This window comes from Micromonospora sp. DT68 (genome assembly GCF_049847245.1).
Taxonomy (GTDB): domain Bacteria; phylum Actinomycetota; class Actinomycetes; order Mycobacteriales; family Micromonosporaceae; genus Micromonospora; species Micromonospora profundi.
The window spans coordinates 39041-54929 of record NZ_JBNCNZ010000007.1 but is presented as its reverse complement, the minus strand read 5'-3'; the positions used below and the strand labels follow the sequence as shown (position 1 = coordinate 54929).

The window sequence follows — 15889 nt, the reverse complement described above, 5'->3', positions numbered from 1 at the left end:
AGGGTGCTGTGGTGCCGTTCGGGCGCGGTGGAGCAGCCGGCCGAACGCCTAGCGTCAGCGCATGATCACATTACGTGGGTTGACGAAACGGTTCGGGGAGACCACAGCCGTCGACGCGTTGACAGTCGACATCGCGCCCGGCCGGGTCACCGGCTTCCTCGGCCCCAACGGCGCCGGCAAGTCCACCACCATGCGAATGGTCCTCGGGCTGGACCGCCCCACCGCCGGGCAGGCGCTCGTCGGCGGGCGCGCGTACCGGGATCTGCGCCGGCCGTTGCACGAGGTCGGCGCGCTGCTTGACGCCCGCGCCATCCACCCGGCCCGGTCCGGCCGCGCGCACCTGCTGGCCATGGCCCGCAGCAACGGCATCCCCGCCCGCCGGGTGGACGAGGTGCTGGACACCGTCGGGCTGGACGGACGCCCCGCCGGTAAGGCCGGACGGACCCTCTCCCTCGGCATGGGCCAGCGGCTCGGCATCGCCGGCGCGCTGCTCGGCGACCCCCCGGTACTGATGTTCGACGAGCCGGTGAACGGGCTCGACCCGGACGGGGTGCGCTGGGTCCGGCAGCTGATGCGCTCCCTGGCCGACGAAGGGCGCACTGTCTTCGTCTCCAGTCACCTCATGAGCGAGATGCAGCTGACCGCCGACCAACTCGTGGTGATCGGCCGGGGACGACTGCTCGCCGACGCGCCGATCGGCGACGTGGTCGCCGGCAGCACTGTCGCCGTCCGGGTCCGCAGCCCGCACGCCGACGGGCTGGCCGCTCTCGCCGCGCGCCTCACCGCAGCCGGGGCGACAGTCGAGGCCGCCGACCACGACGAGCTGACGGTGACCGGCACGACCGCCGACCGGGTCGGAGACCTCGCGTACGAGCTGGGGATCCGGCTGCACGAACTGAGCCCGCACGGCGCATCGCTGGAGCAGGCGTTCATGGACCTGACCGCCGACAGCGTCGAGTACGCCGGCGGCCGAACCGGAGGTGGCGCACGATGAGCACGAACACGGTCGCGGGTGTCCGCCCCGCCGCCGAGCCGACCGCGTCCCAGGGCGCCCCGGCCGCGTTCCGCGGTGCGGTGGCCGCCGAGTGGACCAAGCTGTTCTCGGTACCGAGCACCTGGTGGACGATGCTGGCCGGGCTGGTGGTGATGGCCGCGAGCGCACTCCAACTGGCCATCTACGCGGCCAACGACAACACGAACGACGACCCGCTCGACGACAGGGGAATCGTCACCGTCGGCAGCGTGGTGATCGACTCCGTCGAGCTGACCCAGTACGCGGTGCTGGCGCTGGGCCTGCTGGCGATCACCGCCGAGTTCACAAGCGGCACCATCCGGACCACGTTGCAGTGCACCCCGGCACGAGGTCGCGTGCTGCTTGCCAAGGCCGTGGTCGCCGGAGCTGTCACCTTCGCTCTCGGGCTGCTGCTCGGTGGCGTCGGCGCCCTGGTCGCGCGACCGACGCTCGGCGAATGGGGCAGCGCGCCGGCCGCCGACACGATCGGCGACATCGTGGCGGTGGCGACCTACCTGGCGCTTGTCGGCGTGCTCGCGCTGGGGCTCGGCGCGGCACTGCGCAGCGCGGTCCTCACGATCACCGTGCTGTTCGCCATCCTGATGATCGTGCCGCTGTCGCTGATGGAGCCGGACATCGCCGTGCTGAACCGGATCGCCGACGTCTTCCCCGGCGTGGCAGGCGGGCACTTCATGGCTGGCGACACCGAGCCCTACCCGGGCGCGGTCGGTCTGCTGCTGCTCGCCGGGTGGGCCGGCGCGGCGCTCCTGCTGGGCCGGGCCGCGCTGCGCCGCCGCGACGCCTGACCGGTGAGCGGGGGCCCGACCCGGCCCCCGCTCACCCGTCGACAAGCCCCGCCTCGTACGCCACGATCGCCGCCTGCACCCGGTTACGCACGTCCAACCGGGTGAAGATGCTTGTCAGATAGCTCTTCACGGTGCCCTCCACAAGGTGCAGCCGGCGGGCGATCTCGGCGTTTGACAGCCCCGCCCCCACCAGCGCCAGCACCTCCCGTTCCCGCTCGGTAAGCCCGGCCGTACGGTCCCGCGCGGCGGGTCGGCGGGCCAGCCGGCCGGCGCCCAACTCGATCACCCGGCGGGCCACCCGGGGCGACAGATAGGCACCGCCGTCGGCGACCGCGTGCACCCCGGCGATCAGTTCCCGCGGGTCGCCTGCCTTGAGCAGGAACCCGCTCGCGCCGTGCCCGAGCGCGCGGGCCACATGGTCGTCCTCACCGAAGGTGGTCAGCATGATCGTCGCGGTGTCCGGTGCGACCCGGCGGATCTCGGCGGCGGCGGTCAACCCGTCCAGCCGGGGCATCCGGATGTCCAGCAACGCCACATGGGGTCGGTGCGCCCGCACGAGTTCCACCGCCGCCCGCCCGTCACCGGCCTCGGCGACCACCTCGATGCAGTGATCGGCGGCGAGAATCGCCCGGACACCGGCCCGGATCATCGCCTCGTCGTCGGCGAGGACAACCCGGATCGGCAGCGTCAGTGCCGTGTCGGTGTTCACTACGCGATCCGCTCCTTGCTGACCAGCCGGCCGTCGGTGAAGCAGAGCCGCCACGTCGGCTCGGCGAGAGGGAAGTTGCCATCGGTGTAGTACTCGCAGTCGGCCCGGTAGACAGCGGACGGACGTTCCAGCTGTCGCCGGGGCAGCCCCGCCAGCTCCGACCGGGCCGTACCGACACGCAGCTCGTCGAAGGTCGCCTGGTCCAACACCGTTCCGGCGGTCGCCACCGGGTAGTAGACGAACGAGAGCACCAGGGCGAAACCTGCCGGCGCCCCGACCGCCGCGAGCAGACTGCGTCGAACTCGTCGACGGGCGTCGTGCAGCCGCCGCTCCGCGTCGACTGGCCCCTCCACGGCACCCGGCCGGTCACCGGACCAGGACGCCGCCCCGGCCGCCTCCACCGGCGACAGGGCGGCCAGCGCCTCCGGTGGCGACGCGGCCGTCGATAGTGCCTCCAGTGACGACGGCCCTGCCGACAGCGACTCTGCCGGCGTCGCGATGGCCGGCAGCACCGCCCGTACGGCGAACCCGCCGTCGGCCCGCGGGCCGGCGTCGAAGGTCCCACCGGCCAGGCGAACCCGCTCGGCGAGCGCCAGCAGCCCGCTGCCCCGCGACGACGGAGCCGGCAACGGCCCGGCCGGCGGAACACTGTTGACGACAGTCACCTCCACCCGGTCACCGTCCCGACCCAGGCGTACGTCGACCGGGGCACCCGGCGCGTACCGGGCGGCGTTGGTCAGGGCCTCCCGGACGACCCGGTGCGCAGCGTGGCCTGTCATCGCCGGCAACTCCGCGACCACCGGGGCGGCATCCAGCCGTACCGCCATGCCAGCCTCCCGGGCGCCTTCGACAAGCTCGGAGACGCTTTCCCCGCTCGGACGAACCGATGCCCCACCCTCCTCGCGGAGCACTCCGATGATCTCGTGCAGCCGCTCGGTGGCGGCGGAGACACTGGCCCGCAACTCCCCCGCCGCGACCCGGTGCCGCTCGTCGAGGTCGGCGGCGACCTCCAGAGCTGCGGCGCGTACCGCGATCAGACTGAGGTCGTGACCGAGGGAGTCATGCATCTCCCCGGCGATCCGGGCCCTCTCCCGCAGCCGGATCCGCTCGGCGGCACCACGCTGCTCGCTGGCCACCGCGTCGACGTGACGGCGACCGGCCTCGGCCAACTCCCGCTGCTGACGCCGGTACCGACCGACCAACCAGGGAAACACCGCAGCGAAGAGCAGCACCGAGGCCAGCAGGAACCAGGTGGCCGCACCCGTGCCCAGCAGCCCCAGGTTGAGCGCCGTACCAGCAGCCGCGATCAGCACGAAGGTCACGACCGCCGGGCCCGCCGAAGCGCTGCGCCGCCCAGCGAGATAACTGAAGATCGGGATGGCGAACACGAAGTTGCCGTCGACGAGCGACCCGAGCACCACGAGCACCAGGGCGACCAACGGCGTGCGCCGGCTCACCACCACCGCCGCGCCGAGCAGCAGCACCTTGCCGACAAGCAACGGCAACGCGTACCGCGGATGGGGCGGAGTGACCCCGGCGTACGCGACCGGCGCGGCGACGACCGCCCACAGCAATACGTCCCGCAGCAGGCGCCGCCGCTGATCCGGCGAACCTGGCACCGAAGAGTCGAGAAGCCTCACCGCCGTCACGCTACCCACGCCCGACCTGGGCGGACACCGACGAAAGTCAGGTGTTCAGCTGCTCTCCTCGGCCCACACCCGCCAGTCGTCCAACACCCCGTGCAGGGCCGGAGTGAGCCAGCCCGGCGCGGAACGACGAAACACCCCAGGGTCCATCGCGCCAGCGCCATCGGGCACGGCACCGAGCATGTTCGGCACCAGGTCGGTGAGGTTCGACCAGTGCACCAACTCCGGAGACGACGGCCAGGCACCGATCACCACGCCTGCCGGCACCGCCCGCCGGTCCAGCGCCTCAAGAGTCAACGCCGTGTGGTTGAGCGTGCCCAACCCGGCACGGGCGACCACCACCGCCGGCGCACCCAACGACACCGCCAGATCCGCCATCGTCCACGGCTCCCCCGACGGGCGCAGCCCCATCGGCACCAGCAGACCACCGGCCCCCTCGACAAGCACCAGATCGTGCTTGTCCGCCTCTTCCCGGACGGCGTCCACGGCCGTGTACAACTCCAACGGCGGCAGATCCGCCACCCGGGCGGCAGCCAACGGAGCCAGCGGATCCGGAAAACTGGCAAGAGTGCGACCGGTGAGCGGAGCCGCCAACCGGTTGACCACGTCCACGTCACCCGGCTCCCCGCCGGCCGTACCCGTCTGGCCCGGCTTGACCACAGCCACCCGCAACCCGGCGGCCTGCGCGGCAGCCGTGATCGCCGCGGTCACCACGGTCTTGCCCACCTCGGTGTCGGTGCCTGTGACAAGCACCGGCCCCTCCCACGCGCTCACTGTGTCGCCTCTGCTCGCGACTGCGGGGCTCGCAAACCCGGCTCACTCCTCGCGCTCACTGCACAACCTCGGCTCGCGACTGCGGGGCTCGCAAACCCGGCTCACTCCTCGCGCTCACGGGACACAGTCCACTATGGCTTCCAGCGCCCGCTCGAAATCCGCGCGCGGCACCCCTGCGCTGACGGTGATGCGCAGCCGGGAACGGTTGTCCGGAGTGGACGGCGGCCGGAAGCAGCCCACCGCGACACCCCGGTCGCGGCAGTCAGCGGCCCAGGCCGTCGCCGCCTCCGGGCCGGGAGCGGTCACCGAGACCACAGCCCCGTCCGGCGTGGAGACCGTCAGCCCCGCCGCCCGCAACCGGCCCACCGCCAACGCCACCCGGTCGGCCAACTCGGCCCGCAGGTCGTCGCCGTCGCGGGCCAGCCGCAGCGCCGCGTGCACACCGGCAGCGACCGCCGGCGGCAACGCGGTGTCGAAGATGAACGTACGGCCGGTCTCGACAAGGTGCCTGACGAACTCGGCCGGCCCGGCCACCACCCCACCCGCGCCGCCGAGCGCCTTGGACAGGGTGGCGGTGACCACCACGTCCGGCTCCCCGGCCAGCCCAGCGGCGGCCACCGCGCCCGCGCCGGACGGCCCGGTCACGCCGAGCCCGTGCGCGTCGTCGACGAGCAGCAGCGCGCCGTAGCGGCGGGCCACCGCGTGCAACTCGGCCAGCGGGGCGAGATCACCGTCGACCGAGAACACCGACTCGGTGACCACCACCGCCGGGCGGCCCGGCGCCACCGCGAGGGCTGCGGCCACGGCCGTCACGTCGGCGTGCGCGGCCACGACAGTCTCCGCGCCGGAGATCCGGCAGCCGTCGATCAGCGACGCGTGGTTGTGCGCGTCGGACACGAGCAGCGTGCGAGGTTGGACGAGGGCCCGCAGCGCACCGAGGTTCGCCAGGTATCCGGAGGAGAAGACGAGAGCTTTGTCGGCGCCCAGCCACTGCGCCAGCTCGTCCTCCAACGCCTGGTGCGCGTCGGTCGAGCCGCGTACCAGGCGCGACCCGGTCGCTCCCAGCCCGTACGCCGACAGCGCCGCCGCCGCCGCGGCCGTGACCTCCGGGTGGGTGGCCAGGCCGAGGTAGTCGTTGCCGGCCAGATCGGTCATTCCGTCGTCGGCGGGACGCGGATGCAGTCGCCGGGTCAGGCCGGCCTTGGCCCGCAACTCCGCGCGGCGGTCGAGCGCCGCCAGCCAGTCCGCCACCGTCACCCCTTCGCCGCCGTCCGGTGCCGGCCACGCCGACACCCGCCGGGCGAAATTACCACCCGTCCCCACCAACTCGACGGATCCACCCATCGCCGACCTGCGCGGCCACCTGCCGGGCGGGTACCGCCGGGCCCTGGGAGCGACCGGCGAGCGGGCCATTCCGGCTGACCGGGGCGCCTTGTAGGGTACGAGCCATGCCAGAGATCCTCGACCAGGCCCGTACCCAGGTCCTGGGTGACGGTGTCGGTCTCGACGAGGCCGGCGTCCTCGCCGTGCTGAACCTGCCCGACGAGCACCTGCCCGCCGCCCTCCAGCTCGCCCACGATGTGCGGATGCGCTGGTGCGGCCCGGAGGTCGAGGTCGAGGGCATCGTCTCGCTGAAGACCGGCGGCTGCCCGGAAGACTGCCACTTCTGTTCCCAGTCCGGCCTGTTCACCTCCCCGGTGCGCTCGGTCCTGCTGGACATCCCGTCGCTTGTCGAGGCCGCGAAGCAGACCGCGAAGACAGGTGCGACGGAGTTCTGCATCGTGGCCGCCGTCCGTGGCCCGGACGCCCGCCTGATGAAGCAGATGCGCGAGGGCGTCGCCGCCATCAAGGCCGAGGTCGACATCCAGGTCGCCGCGTCGCTGGGCATGCTCACCCAGGAGCAGGTCGACGACCTTGTCGACATGGGCGTGCACCGCTACAACCACAACCTGGAGACCTGCCGGTCGTACTTCCCCAACGTGGTCACCACGCACTCGTGGGAGGAGCGTTGGGAGACGCTGCGGATGGTCCGCGACTCCGGCATGGAGGTGTGCTGCGGCGGCATCCTCGGCCTCGGCGAGACCGTCGAGCAGCGGGCGGAGTTCGCCGCGCAGCTCGCCGAGATCAACCCGCACGAGGTGCCCCTGAACTTCCTCAACCCCCGCCCCGGCACCCCGCTCGGTGACCGCCAGGTGGTCGAGGGCAAGGACGCGCTGCGGGCCATCGCCGCGTTCCGGCTGGCCATGCCGCGCACCATCCTCCGGTACGCGGGTGGCCGCGAGATCACCCTCGGTGACCTGGGTACGCGGGCCGGCCTGCTCGGCGGCATCAACGCGGTGATCGTCGGCAACTACCTGACGACGCTGGGTCGATCGGCGAACGCCGACCTTGAGCTGCTCGACGAGCTGAAGATGCCGGTGAAGGCGCTGTCCGCGACGCTGTAGGAACGACATCCGGGAAGGACGACGTGACCGAGCTTGTCGAGACGGTGACGGCACCCCGCTGGTGCGACAGGTGTGGTGAGGACGCGGCGGCCGGTGGGCACGAGCCGTGCGCGGCGGCCCGGGCGTTGGAGCCGCCGCGCTACTGCGCGCACTGCCGCCGTCGGATGAAGGTGCAGGTGCTTCCGGTCGGATGGTCGGCGGTCTGCGTCGAGCACGGCGAGATCCGGGGCTGAGGCGTGCTGCGGGGGCGAGCGGTGACGTTGCGTCCGGTGACCGACGACGACGTGCCGGCCCTCGCGGCGGTCCGGGCCGATCCGGAGGTACGCCGGTGGTGGCGCGGCGGTGACGACCTGGCCGACTCCGTCCGCGCCGACCTGGCCGACGACGATCTGACGTTGTACGCCATCGAGCACGACGGCCGGGTGATCGGCGCGATCCAGTGGTACGCCGAATCCGACCCGGACTACCGGCACGCCAGCCTGGACATCTTCCTCGATCCGGCGGTACGCGGCGCGGGGCTCGGTGTGGACGCCATCCGCACCCTGGCCCGGCACCTGATCGACGAGTACGGCCACCACCGGTTCACGATCGACCCGGCGGCGGCGAACAGCGCGGCGATCCGCGCGTACGCGAAGGTCGGTTTCCGTCCGGTGGGCATCATGCGGCGCTACGAGCGCGGCGCGGATGGCCGCTGGCACGACGCCCTGCTGATGGACCTGCTCGCCGACGATCTCGTGGAGTGAGCGGGCGCGTCAGCCGTCCCGGCACGGGTGTCCGTCGGGGAGCCGGCGGGCAACGTCGGCGGGCTGGTGGGAGCGCCACTTCGCACTTCGGGGTGCGCAGGCTGGCACGCCGAGGGGCAGCGCAGATCCCGGGCGGGCGTGCCCGGCACCGTGCGGTGCCGGGCACGCCACTGTGCTGCGAATCCAGTGATACCTATCGCTGGAGGGTCAGTACACCCGGCCGCCACGGCAGCAGGTTGTAGTCGCCCCCCGCACTCGGGTTCTTGCCCTGGTACAGCAACTGCAGGTTGCAGGCGTCGACGGTCTTGGTCTGGTCGGGGTTGGTGCGGACCAGGTCACCGTGGCTGATGTCGTTGGTCCACGTCGCGCCACTGTTGGCCTTGCCGGCGAACGGGTTGCTCTCGGTGGCGGCCTGCGGGGTCCACGAGCCGCTCAGGCTGTTCGACGTGAACGACCGGAAGTAGCGTCCCTGGCTCCCGATCGCCTCGACGATCATCAGGTACTGGTTCTGGCCGGCCACCTTGTAGACCTCGACGCCCTCGAACAGGTTGTTCGTCGTGTCCGTCATGATCGTCGTGTAGGTCGAGCCGAAGCTGCCCGGGAAGTTCCCGAGCGGCATGCTCGACCGGTAGATCTTGCCGTTGTCCCCGGCGAAGAACAGGTACATGTTCTGGTCGTCACCGATGAGCGTCTGGTCGATGACGCCGTACGGGGCGTCGGGCAGGGTGGCGGTGGACAGCGTCTGCGCCGAGGACCAGCCGTTGGCGTTCGTCGGGTCGCTCGACGTCTTGTAGCTGAACGAGGTCGGTCCCCACTGGTACGCCAGCACCCAGATGTTCTTCGGGGCGAAGTACAGCAGGGTGGGCGCCACGGTGCCCTGGCTCATCCCGTTCTGGCCGGCCGAGGCCATGTCGGACCAGTTGGTGAACGAGGTGAAGTTCATCGAGCTGTACTGACCGCTGCTGTTGACGTACGACCCGTAGACCAGGTGCTTGCCGTTGTAGACCACGTTGGTGAAGTCCTTGAGTGAGACCCAGCCGTTCTGCGGGTTGGCCAACGCGCCGGTCGACGACCACCGGTAGGTCGACGGCAGCGCGCAGCCGCTCGGCGGCGGCGTGGTGGTCGGCGGCGGAGTCGGCGTCGACGTCGGCGTGGTGCCGCCGAAGTCGGTCCGCCACTGCTGGTTGGTCTGCCCGTGGCAGTCGTACAGCTGGACCTGCTGGCCGTTGCCGGTGCCCCAGACGTCCAGGCACCGGCCGGACTGGACGCCGCTGATGGTGCCGTTGGAGTTGATGTTCCACTGCTGGTTCGCCCCGCTGTTGCAGTCCCAGATGATGATGCCGGTGCCGTTGGCGGTGGCCGCGCCGTTCGCGTCCAGGCACTTGCTGCCGTAGACCCGCAGCTGCTTGTTCGCGGTGTACGTCCACTGCTGGTTCGACTGACCGTGGCAGTCGTAGAGCTGGACCCGGGTGCCGTTTGTCTGCGTGGCGTTGGGCACGTCGATGCACCGGCCCGACTGCACCCCGACGATCCGGCCGGCGCCACCACTCGGCGGTGGGGTCGTCGTCGGGGTCACCGTCGGGGTCACCGTCGGGCTCGTCGTCGGGCTCGTCGTCGGCGTGGCCGCGTTGAGCGCGTTGAGGACGGAGTTGTAGGCGGCCTTCTTGTTGCCGCCGCCGTCGAAGAGCAGCGGGCTCTCGTTCGAGCGCCAGGAGTCGCTGTCGCGTACGCCCCAGACGGTGATGCCGATGCAGCGCGGCACGTTCAGGCACGCCTGGGTAAGCCCGGCGTACTGGGTGGTGGAGGCGTTGGTGACGTCGACCTCGGTCAGCGCCACATCCACGCCGAGCGCGGCGAAGCTGGACAGCGTGGTCTGGAAGTTGCTCGGCAGCGAGCTGCCGCCGGTGAAGTGGGTCTGCAACCCGACGCAGTCGATCGGCACGCCGCGGGACTTGAAGTCCTGGATCATGCGGTAGACGCCCTGTGTCTTGCCGTACGACCAGTTCTCGATGTTGTAGTCGTTGTAGCAGAGTTTGACCGACGGGTCGGCCGCCCGCGCGGTGCGGAACGCCACCTCGATCCAGTCGTTGCCGGTGCCCTGGAGGTTGGAGCTGCGGCGGCTGCCGTCCTCGTTGAACGCCTCGTTGACCACGTCCCACGCGGCGAGCTTGCCCCGGTAGTGGCCCATCACTCCGTTGATGTGGTCGATCATCGCCTGCCGCAGGGTGCTGCCGCTCAGGCTCTGCATCCACGGCGGCTGCTGCGCGTGCCAGGCCAGGGTGTGCCCACGGACCTTAAGGCCACGCTGGGTCGCCCAGTTGTAGATCTGGTCACCGGAGTTGAAGTTGAACTGGCCCCGCTGGGGCTGCGTCGCGTCCGGCTTCATCTCGTTCTCGGCGGTGATCATGTTGAACTCACGTGCCGCGATCGTGCTGTACGTCGAGTCGCCGAGCCGGCCCGCCGCGATGGCGGTGCCGAAGTACCGGCCCGACTGTGCGGCGGCCGCGCCGAGCGTGGACGCAGCGGCGTTCGCCGAGGGCATCATCACCGCGACGGCGGCCACGGTCACGACGCTGAACGTGCCGGCGAGCAGCGCTCGGACGACATGCGATCGCCGTCGCCGAGTTCTGCCGGGATGAACGGGTGGGCTCGTTTGCATTTTGGCCTCCCTACTTGGCCAACACCCGGAACGCCGAGGCGGGACGACCGGACGTCTCAGTAGAATATTTAGCTCAATCGATGTTTATACCACGCGGCCGGTCCGGCCAGCGAGGTTTCGGAAAAGTTTCGGAAATGTGTTGGCGTTACGCGGCGTGGCCTGGTTGGTCGCGGCAACCGGCCACGCCGCGTCGTTGAGTCAGGCGATGGTGCAGGCGGTGTTGTTGACGGTGAAGGCCGTCGGCTTCGGGTTGCTGCCGCTGTGGTTGCCGTTGAAGCCGAAACTCACCGACGCTCCGGGCGCGAGCGCGCCGTTGTAGGAGAGGTTCGTGGCGGTGACCGCCGCGCCGCTCTGGCTGACCGTCGCCGACCAGCCCTGGCTGACGGTCTGTCCGCCGGTGAAGCTCCACCGCAGCGTCCAGCCGTTGAGCGCTGTGGTGCCGGTGTTGGTGATCGTCACCGTGGCGGTGAAGCCGGTGCTCCAGTCGTTCGTCACGTACCCCACCGAGCAGGTGCCGCCGACCGGCGGGGGCGCGGTGGTCACCGAGACCGGTGCGGACGCCGCGGAGGTGTTGCCGGCCGCGTCGACGGCCACGACGTAGAACTGGTACGCCGTGGAGGCGGTCAGGCCGGTGACCGCCGCCGTGGTGCCGGTCGGTGAGCCGACGAGCGTGTCGGTGGCGCCGGCCTCGCGGTAGACCCGGTAGCCGGTGACACCGACGTTGTCGGTCGACGCCGCCCAGGTCAGGGTGAGCCCGGTGGCGGTGACCGCCGAGGCGACGGGGGTGCCGGGCGCGGTGGGCGCTGTCGTGTCCGGTGCCGGTCCGGCCGGCGTGGTGACGCTGGCGGCGGCCGACGACGCGGACCGGTTGCCGGCGCCGTCGAGGGCCCGCACTGTGAACTGGTACGTCCGCTCCGGCAGCAGTCCGGCCACCGCGAGCGTGTTCGTGGTGGCGGTACGCAGCACCAGCGCGTCGCTGCCCGTCTGCGACTGGGTGATCTCGTAGCCGGCCAGGCCGCTGCCGCCGGTGTCGGTGGACGCGGCCCAGGTCAGCGTGAGCCCGCTCGACGTGACGGCGGAGGCGACGGGGGTGCCGGGCACGCTCGGCGCTGTGGTGTCCGGTACGACCGGTCCCGGCTCGTCGCCCCAGACGCGGGTGGCGCCGGAGTAGAGCGGCACCTTACGGTTCGGCCCGGCGGTGGCCTGGTACGACGGGTCGTTCGTCGGGTCCCAGGTGCCACCCTCGGGCACACCGATCTTGAACTGGACCTCCATCCGGTGCTGCGACTGCCCGGCCGGTGCGATGGTGTGCCCGGTGCAGTCCACCTCGACGTACCAGATGTCGCCGCTGAACTGCTTGGCGGTGGTCGGGGACGGGCAGCCCTGCGTGTAGCCGGCGGTGACCTGCACCGGACCGGTGCCGTCGGGCCGGAAGTAGTACCGGAACTTGCCGTCGGTAAGCGCGCGGGCCGGGAACGCCGACTTGTTGTAGACGATCGCCTTGAGCCCGGTGGCCCGGGGTTCGGCCTGCATGACAGTGGTCTCCACGGTCAGCTCGTCGATGTCCGGCGTCTCGGCGACCGGGAAGTTCGCAAGCGGCGTGCCGCCGTACTCGGAGGTCAGCCGGACCAGCGCGGACGTGAAGCCTGCGTTGTAGTCGGTGGCGACCTCGTTCATCACGTAGTCCGACCGGCTGTCGCTGTACGCGTCGTTGGGCGAGGACGGGCCGCCGACAAGCGCGCCGTAGAGGGTGTGCCGGGTCTCGACGGGCACGGTCTGGCTGTCCCACCAGGAGCCGTGCGCGGTGCGGTGGTGCGGGTTGCGCGGCGAGTTGGCGCCGAACCCGATGACGTAGCTGGAGCTGCGCGGGTTGTCGCCGAGCGCGTAGTTGATCTGCCGGACGGCGAAGTCGTGGTAGCGCGTCTTGCGCGTGGTGTCGGTTGTCTTGTCGCTGTAGACGAGCGCGGCGAAGGACGTGTTGGCGGCGTAGCGCAGCGCACCCCAGGAGTCGAGCACCGCCATTCCGCCGGGCGAGTACGGCACGCGCTGGCCGTTGACCCCGACGGTCCAGTAGTCCAGCCAGCGGTTGGCGTCGTCGACGTACTTCTGCTTGCCGGTCAGGTTGGCCAGCAGCACGTACGCGCCGAACTGCTTGTTGTCCCAGGCGATCGTCCACTTGTAGGAGCGGGTGGTGGTCTGGTTCTCGGTGCCGAGCTTGTCGTACTCGCTCTCGGCCTTGGCGAGGTAGGTGGCGTCGCCGGTGGCCCGGTACAGCCAGATGGCGCCCCACACCAGCTCGTCCTGCCAGCCGCTCCACGAGCGGTAGAAGCTGGTCGCGTCGGTGATGCACTCGTGGTAGGACTTCCGCACGGTGTCGGCGAACGTGTAGAGCTGCCGGGCGTGCGTGAGGAGCTTGTCGGCGTAGGCGGCGTCGGTGGGCCGGAACACCATCGAGGATGCGGCCATCGCGGCCGCCGTCTCACCGGCCAGGTCCGCGCCGCCACAGCTCGCATCGATCTTGTACGCGGGTCGCGCCATCTGCATGACCTCTGCCGGACCCCACCACTTGTGGTCGTCGTCGCCCTTGCCGACCTGCCCGTAGAGGACGTTGGCCGACGGGTGCGCCTTGATGAAGTAGTCGTTGACGAACCGTAGGTTGTTGAGCAGGTGCGGCAGTTGCCCGGAGGACGTGTAGCCGCTGCGGTACTCCACCGCGCCCCACGCCAGCATCGTGGCGCTGAACGCCATCGGGAAGCCGAACTTGACGTGGTCACCAGCGTCGTACCAGCCGCCGGTGAGGTCGAGCCCCGCGTCGGCGCCGTCGGTGAGTGCGCTGTCGCCCCGCCAGGAGACCCGGTTCCAGTCAGGGAGCCGGCCGGACTGCTGCGCCTCGTAGAAGAGCAGCGACTTCTGCAACGCCTCGGCGTAGTTGAACGCCGGCGCGGCGGACGCCGGTCCGGCCGGTGGCGCGGCGACAGCGAGGGACAGCCCGGTGAGCAATGCGACACCGGCGGCCAGCAACCGCCGGGGCCAGGGCTGGTCAGCGACCGGAGACCGGCCGGGGTGGCCGGTGGACGGCCCTGTCAGGTGACGCATGGCAGGCTCCTGTCGGAGGCGCCGCCGGTGGTCGCACCAACGCGGGACGGCGTGGGGCGGCACGGCCACCGGCGACAGCGGGGGTGGCGGTGTGACCACGGGCAGCCGTGGAAGCGCTCCCATGGATAAGCGACAATGTATCGGGCGCGTGGCCGGTTGGGAAGCGGCCCAGTTTCTCGTACTCACGGGTAACCGCCGGCAGTCACCCTGAGCTATCTCACATTATCGATGGATGTCGATTGAAGAACGAGTGGAACCGCAGCTCGGAAGCCATCCGTCCACCTCGATGACGCAGGCGCACGGGCCATCGAGCCCCTGCCATACGAACGTACTGTTGCTGACCCGCTACTCGCCGCGAGACAGTACCGATCACCAGCGGTGCCATCGACGCCGCCGCTCCCCCGGCAACCAGAGGAGAACGCGATGGCACTACGACTCGCCGAGGGCACCGCCTGGTCCGACGTCCTCGCCCGCGCGGTGGCCGCCACCCCCGAGGCGTTCGGCGCCGACGTCGACGGCGTCACCACGCTGCACAACCTCATCGAAGGCGACTGGCGGGCAGTGGGTCGCCCCGCACCCGCCCGCACGCCCGTGGACAACACAGTCATCATCAACCTGCCCCGGCTCGACGCCGACAGCGCCCGCGCCGCCGTCGCGTACGCCGCCAACGCCCACCGGGCCTGGGCCGCGACCCCACTGGCCGACCGCAAGGCCCGCGTCGCCGACGCGCTGGAGGCCCTCACCGCGCACCGCGACCTGCTCGCCCTGCTGCTGGTCTGGGAGATCGGCAAGCCGTGGCGGCTGGCCTGCGCCGACGTCGACCGGGCACTCGACGGCGTCCGCTGGTACTCCGAAGAGATCGACCGGATGCTCGCCGACGGCCGTGAACCGCTGCCCGGCCCGGTCAGCAATATTGCTTCTTGGAACTACCCGATGAGCGTCCTGGTGCACGCCGAGTTGGTGCAACTGCTGGCCGGCAACGCGGTCATCGCAAAGACCCCGTCGCAGGGCGGCGCGGTCTGCCTGACCGTTGCGCACGCGCTGATGCGCCGGGCCGGACTGCCCGCCACCCTCGTCTCCGGCGGCGGCGAGGAACTGTCCGAAGTGCTGGTCCGCGCACCCGAGATCGGCGCTGTGGCCTTCGTCGGCGGCCGGTCCAACGGTGGCAAGGTCGCCGCCGCGCTGCTCGACAGCGACAAGCGGCACTTCATCGAGCAGGAGGGGCTCAACGCCTGGGGCATCTGGAACTTCTCCCAGTGGGACCTGCTCGCCACCCACCTCAAGAAGGGCTTCGAGTACGGCAAGCAGCGCTGCACCGCGTACCCCCGGTTCGTGGTCCAGCGCGACCTGGTCGACGAGTTCCTCGACATGTACCTGCCGGTCGTACGCTCGGTCCGCTTCGGCCACCCGCTGGCCGTCGGCGACGACTGGACCGCCGGCGACCCACTCCCCGAGCTGGACTTCGGGCCGCTGATCAGCGCCGCCAAGGCCGACGAGCTGCACCGCAAGGTCGACGAGGCGGTCCGCGGCGGTGCGGTGCCCCTGCACCGGGGCAAGCTGACCGGCGCGCCGTTCCTCCAGGGTCAGGACACCTCCGCGTACGTCGCGCCGTCGGTGCTGCTCGCCCCGCCCGGCCGGTCACGGCTGATGCACGCCGAACCGTTCGGGCCTGTCGACACGATCGTCGTGGTCGACACCACCGACGAGCTGCTGGCCGCGATGAACGCCTCCAACGGCGCGCTCGTCGCCTCGCTGGCCTGCGACGACACCGACGAGGCAGGCAAGCTCGCCGTGGACCTTCAGGCGTTCAAGGTGGGCATCAACAAGCCACGCTCGCGCGGCGACCGGGACGAGCCGTTCGGCGGTCGGGGCGCGTCCTGGAAGGGCGCGTTCGTCGGCGGCGACCTGCTGGTGCAGGCCGTCACAGTGGGCGGCGACGACCGGCTGTACGGCAACTTCCCCGACTACAACAGCTACCCCGCCACCTAATGCAAGGAAGG

12 protein-coding genes are annotated in these 15889 nt (G+C 71.0%); 6 read left to right on the top strand and 6 right to left on the bottom strand.

Annotation, left to right across the window (positions count from 1 at the left end):
- Window positions 1-61 precede the first annotated feature (61 nt).
- Together ACPXB1_RS14810 and ACPXB1_RS14805 are read left to right on the top strand one after the other, a co-directional pair.
- Window positions 62-994 carry an ATP-binding cassette domain-containing protein gene (locus tag ACPXB1_RS14810; protein WP_355597134.1) on the top strand — a complete coding sequence of 311 codons (933 nt, stop codon included), beginning with the start codon at window positions 62-64 and terminating at the stop codon, window positions 992-994.
- Complete coding sequence (locus tag ACPXB1_RS14805) at window positions 991-1818, top strand: ABC transporter permease subunit (protein WP_355597136.1); 828 nt, start codon at window positions 991-993, stop codon at window positions 1816-1818. The genes ACPXB1_RS14810 and ACPXB1_RS14805 overlap by 4 nt, the downstream gene beginning before the upstream one ends.
- A gap of 31 nt (window positions 1819-1849) precedes the next feature.
- Here the strand turns inward: ACPXB1_RS14805 and ACPXB1_RS14800 are convergent, their stop codons facing one another.
- The 4 genes from ACPXB1_RS14800 to ACPXB1_RS14785 all read right to left on the bottom strand — a co-directional run bounded on the left by ACPXB1_RS14800 (window position 1850) and on the right by ACPXB1_RS14785 (window position 6198).
- The gene (locus ACPXB1_RS14800; RefSeq protein WP_355597158.1) at window positions 1850-2503 is read right to left on the bottom strand and encodes a response regulator transcription factor; all 654 of its coding nucleotides are present in this window, start codon (window positions 2501-2503) and stop codon (window positions 1850-1852) included.
- A gap of 23 nt (window positions 2504-2526) precedes the next feature.
- Window positions 2527-4167 (bottom strand): sensor histidine kinase, encoded by a 1641-nt coding sequence (locus ACPXB1_RS14795; protein ID WP_355597138.1) that lies wholly within the window; start codon window positions 4165-4167, stop codon window positions 2527-2529.
- A 54-nt stretch (window positions 4168-4221) separates the two neighbouring features.
- The gene (gene bioD / locus ACPXB1_RS14790) at window positions 4222-4926 is read right to left on the bottom strand and encodes a dethiobiotin synthase (RefSeq protein WP_053653539.1); all 705 of its coding nucleotides are present in this window, start codon (window positions 4924-4926) and stop codon (window positions 4222-4224) included.
- A 135-nt stretch (window positions 4927-5061) separates the two neighbouring features.
- The gene (locus ACPXB1_RS14785) at window positions 5062-6198 is read right to left on the bottom strand and encodes an 8-amino-7-oxononanoate synthase (protein WP_053653665.1); all 1137 of its coding nucleotides are present in this window, start codon (window positions 6196-6198) and stop codon (window positions 5062-5064) included.
- Between the two features lie 197 nt (window positions 6199-6395).
- Between ACPXB1_RS14785 and bioB the strand changes: the two genes are divergently transcribed.
- The 3 genes from bioB to ACPXB1_RS14770 are packed head-to-tail and all read left to right on the top strand — an operon-like array spanning window position 6396 to window position 8134.
- Window positions 6396-7391, top strand: a complete 996-nt coding sequence (bioB, locus tag ACPXB1_RS14780) for a biotin synthase BioB (RefSeq protein ID WP_053653538.1) — start codon at window positions 6396-6398, stop codon at window positions 7389-7391.
- A 23-nt stretch (window positions 7392-7414) separates the two neighbouring features.
- Window positions 7415-7624, top strand: a complete 210-nt coding sequence (locus ACPXB1_RS14775) for a hypothetical protein (RefSeq protein WP_053653537.1) — start codon at window positions 7415-7417, stop codon at window positions 7622-7624.
- A 3-nt stretch (window positions 7625-7627) separates the two neighbouring features.
- Window positions 7628-8134 carry a GNAT family N-acetyltransferase gene (locus ACPXB1_RS14770; RefSeq protein ID WP_053653536.1) on the top strand — a complete coding sequence of 169 codons (507 nt, stop codon included), beginning with the start codon at window positions 7628-7630 and terminating at the stop codon, window positions 8132-8134.
- A 193-nt stretch (window positions 8135-8327) separates the two neighbouring features.
- Here ACPXB1_RS14770 and ACPXB1_RS14765 read toward each other — a convergent pair whose 3' ends face one another.
- Window positions 8328-10793 (bottom strand): non-reducing end alpha-L-arabinofuranosidase family hydrolase, encoded by a 2466-nt coding sequence (locus ACPXB1_RS14765; protein WP_053653535.1) that lies wholly within the window; start codon window positions 10791-10793, stop codon window positions 8328-8330.
- Between the two features lie 198 nt (window positions 10794-10991).
- The gene (locus tag ACPXB1_RS14760; protein WP_355597142.1) at window positions 10992-13889 is read right to left on the bottom strand and encodes a glycoside hydrolase family 9 protein; all 2898 of its coding nucleotides are present in this window, start codon (window positions 13887-13889) and stop codon (window positions 10992-10994) included.
- A gap of 423 nt (window positions 13890-14312) precedes the next feature.
- On the opposite strand from ACPXB1_RS14760, the gene ACPXB1_RS14755 reads away from it, so the two are divergent.
- The gene (locus tag ACPXB1_RS14755; protein ID WP_425735411.1) at window positions 14313-15878 is read left to right on the top strand and encodes an aldehyde dehydrogenase family protein; all 1566 of its coding nucleotides are present in this window, start codon (window positions 14313-14315) and stop codon (window positions 15876-15878) included.
- Window positions 15879-15889 lie beyond the last annotated feature (11 nt).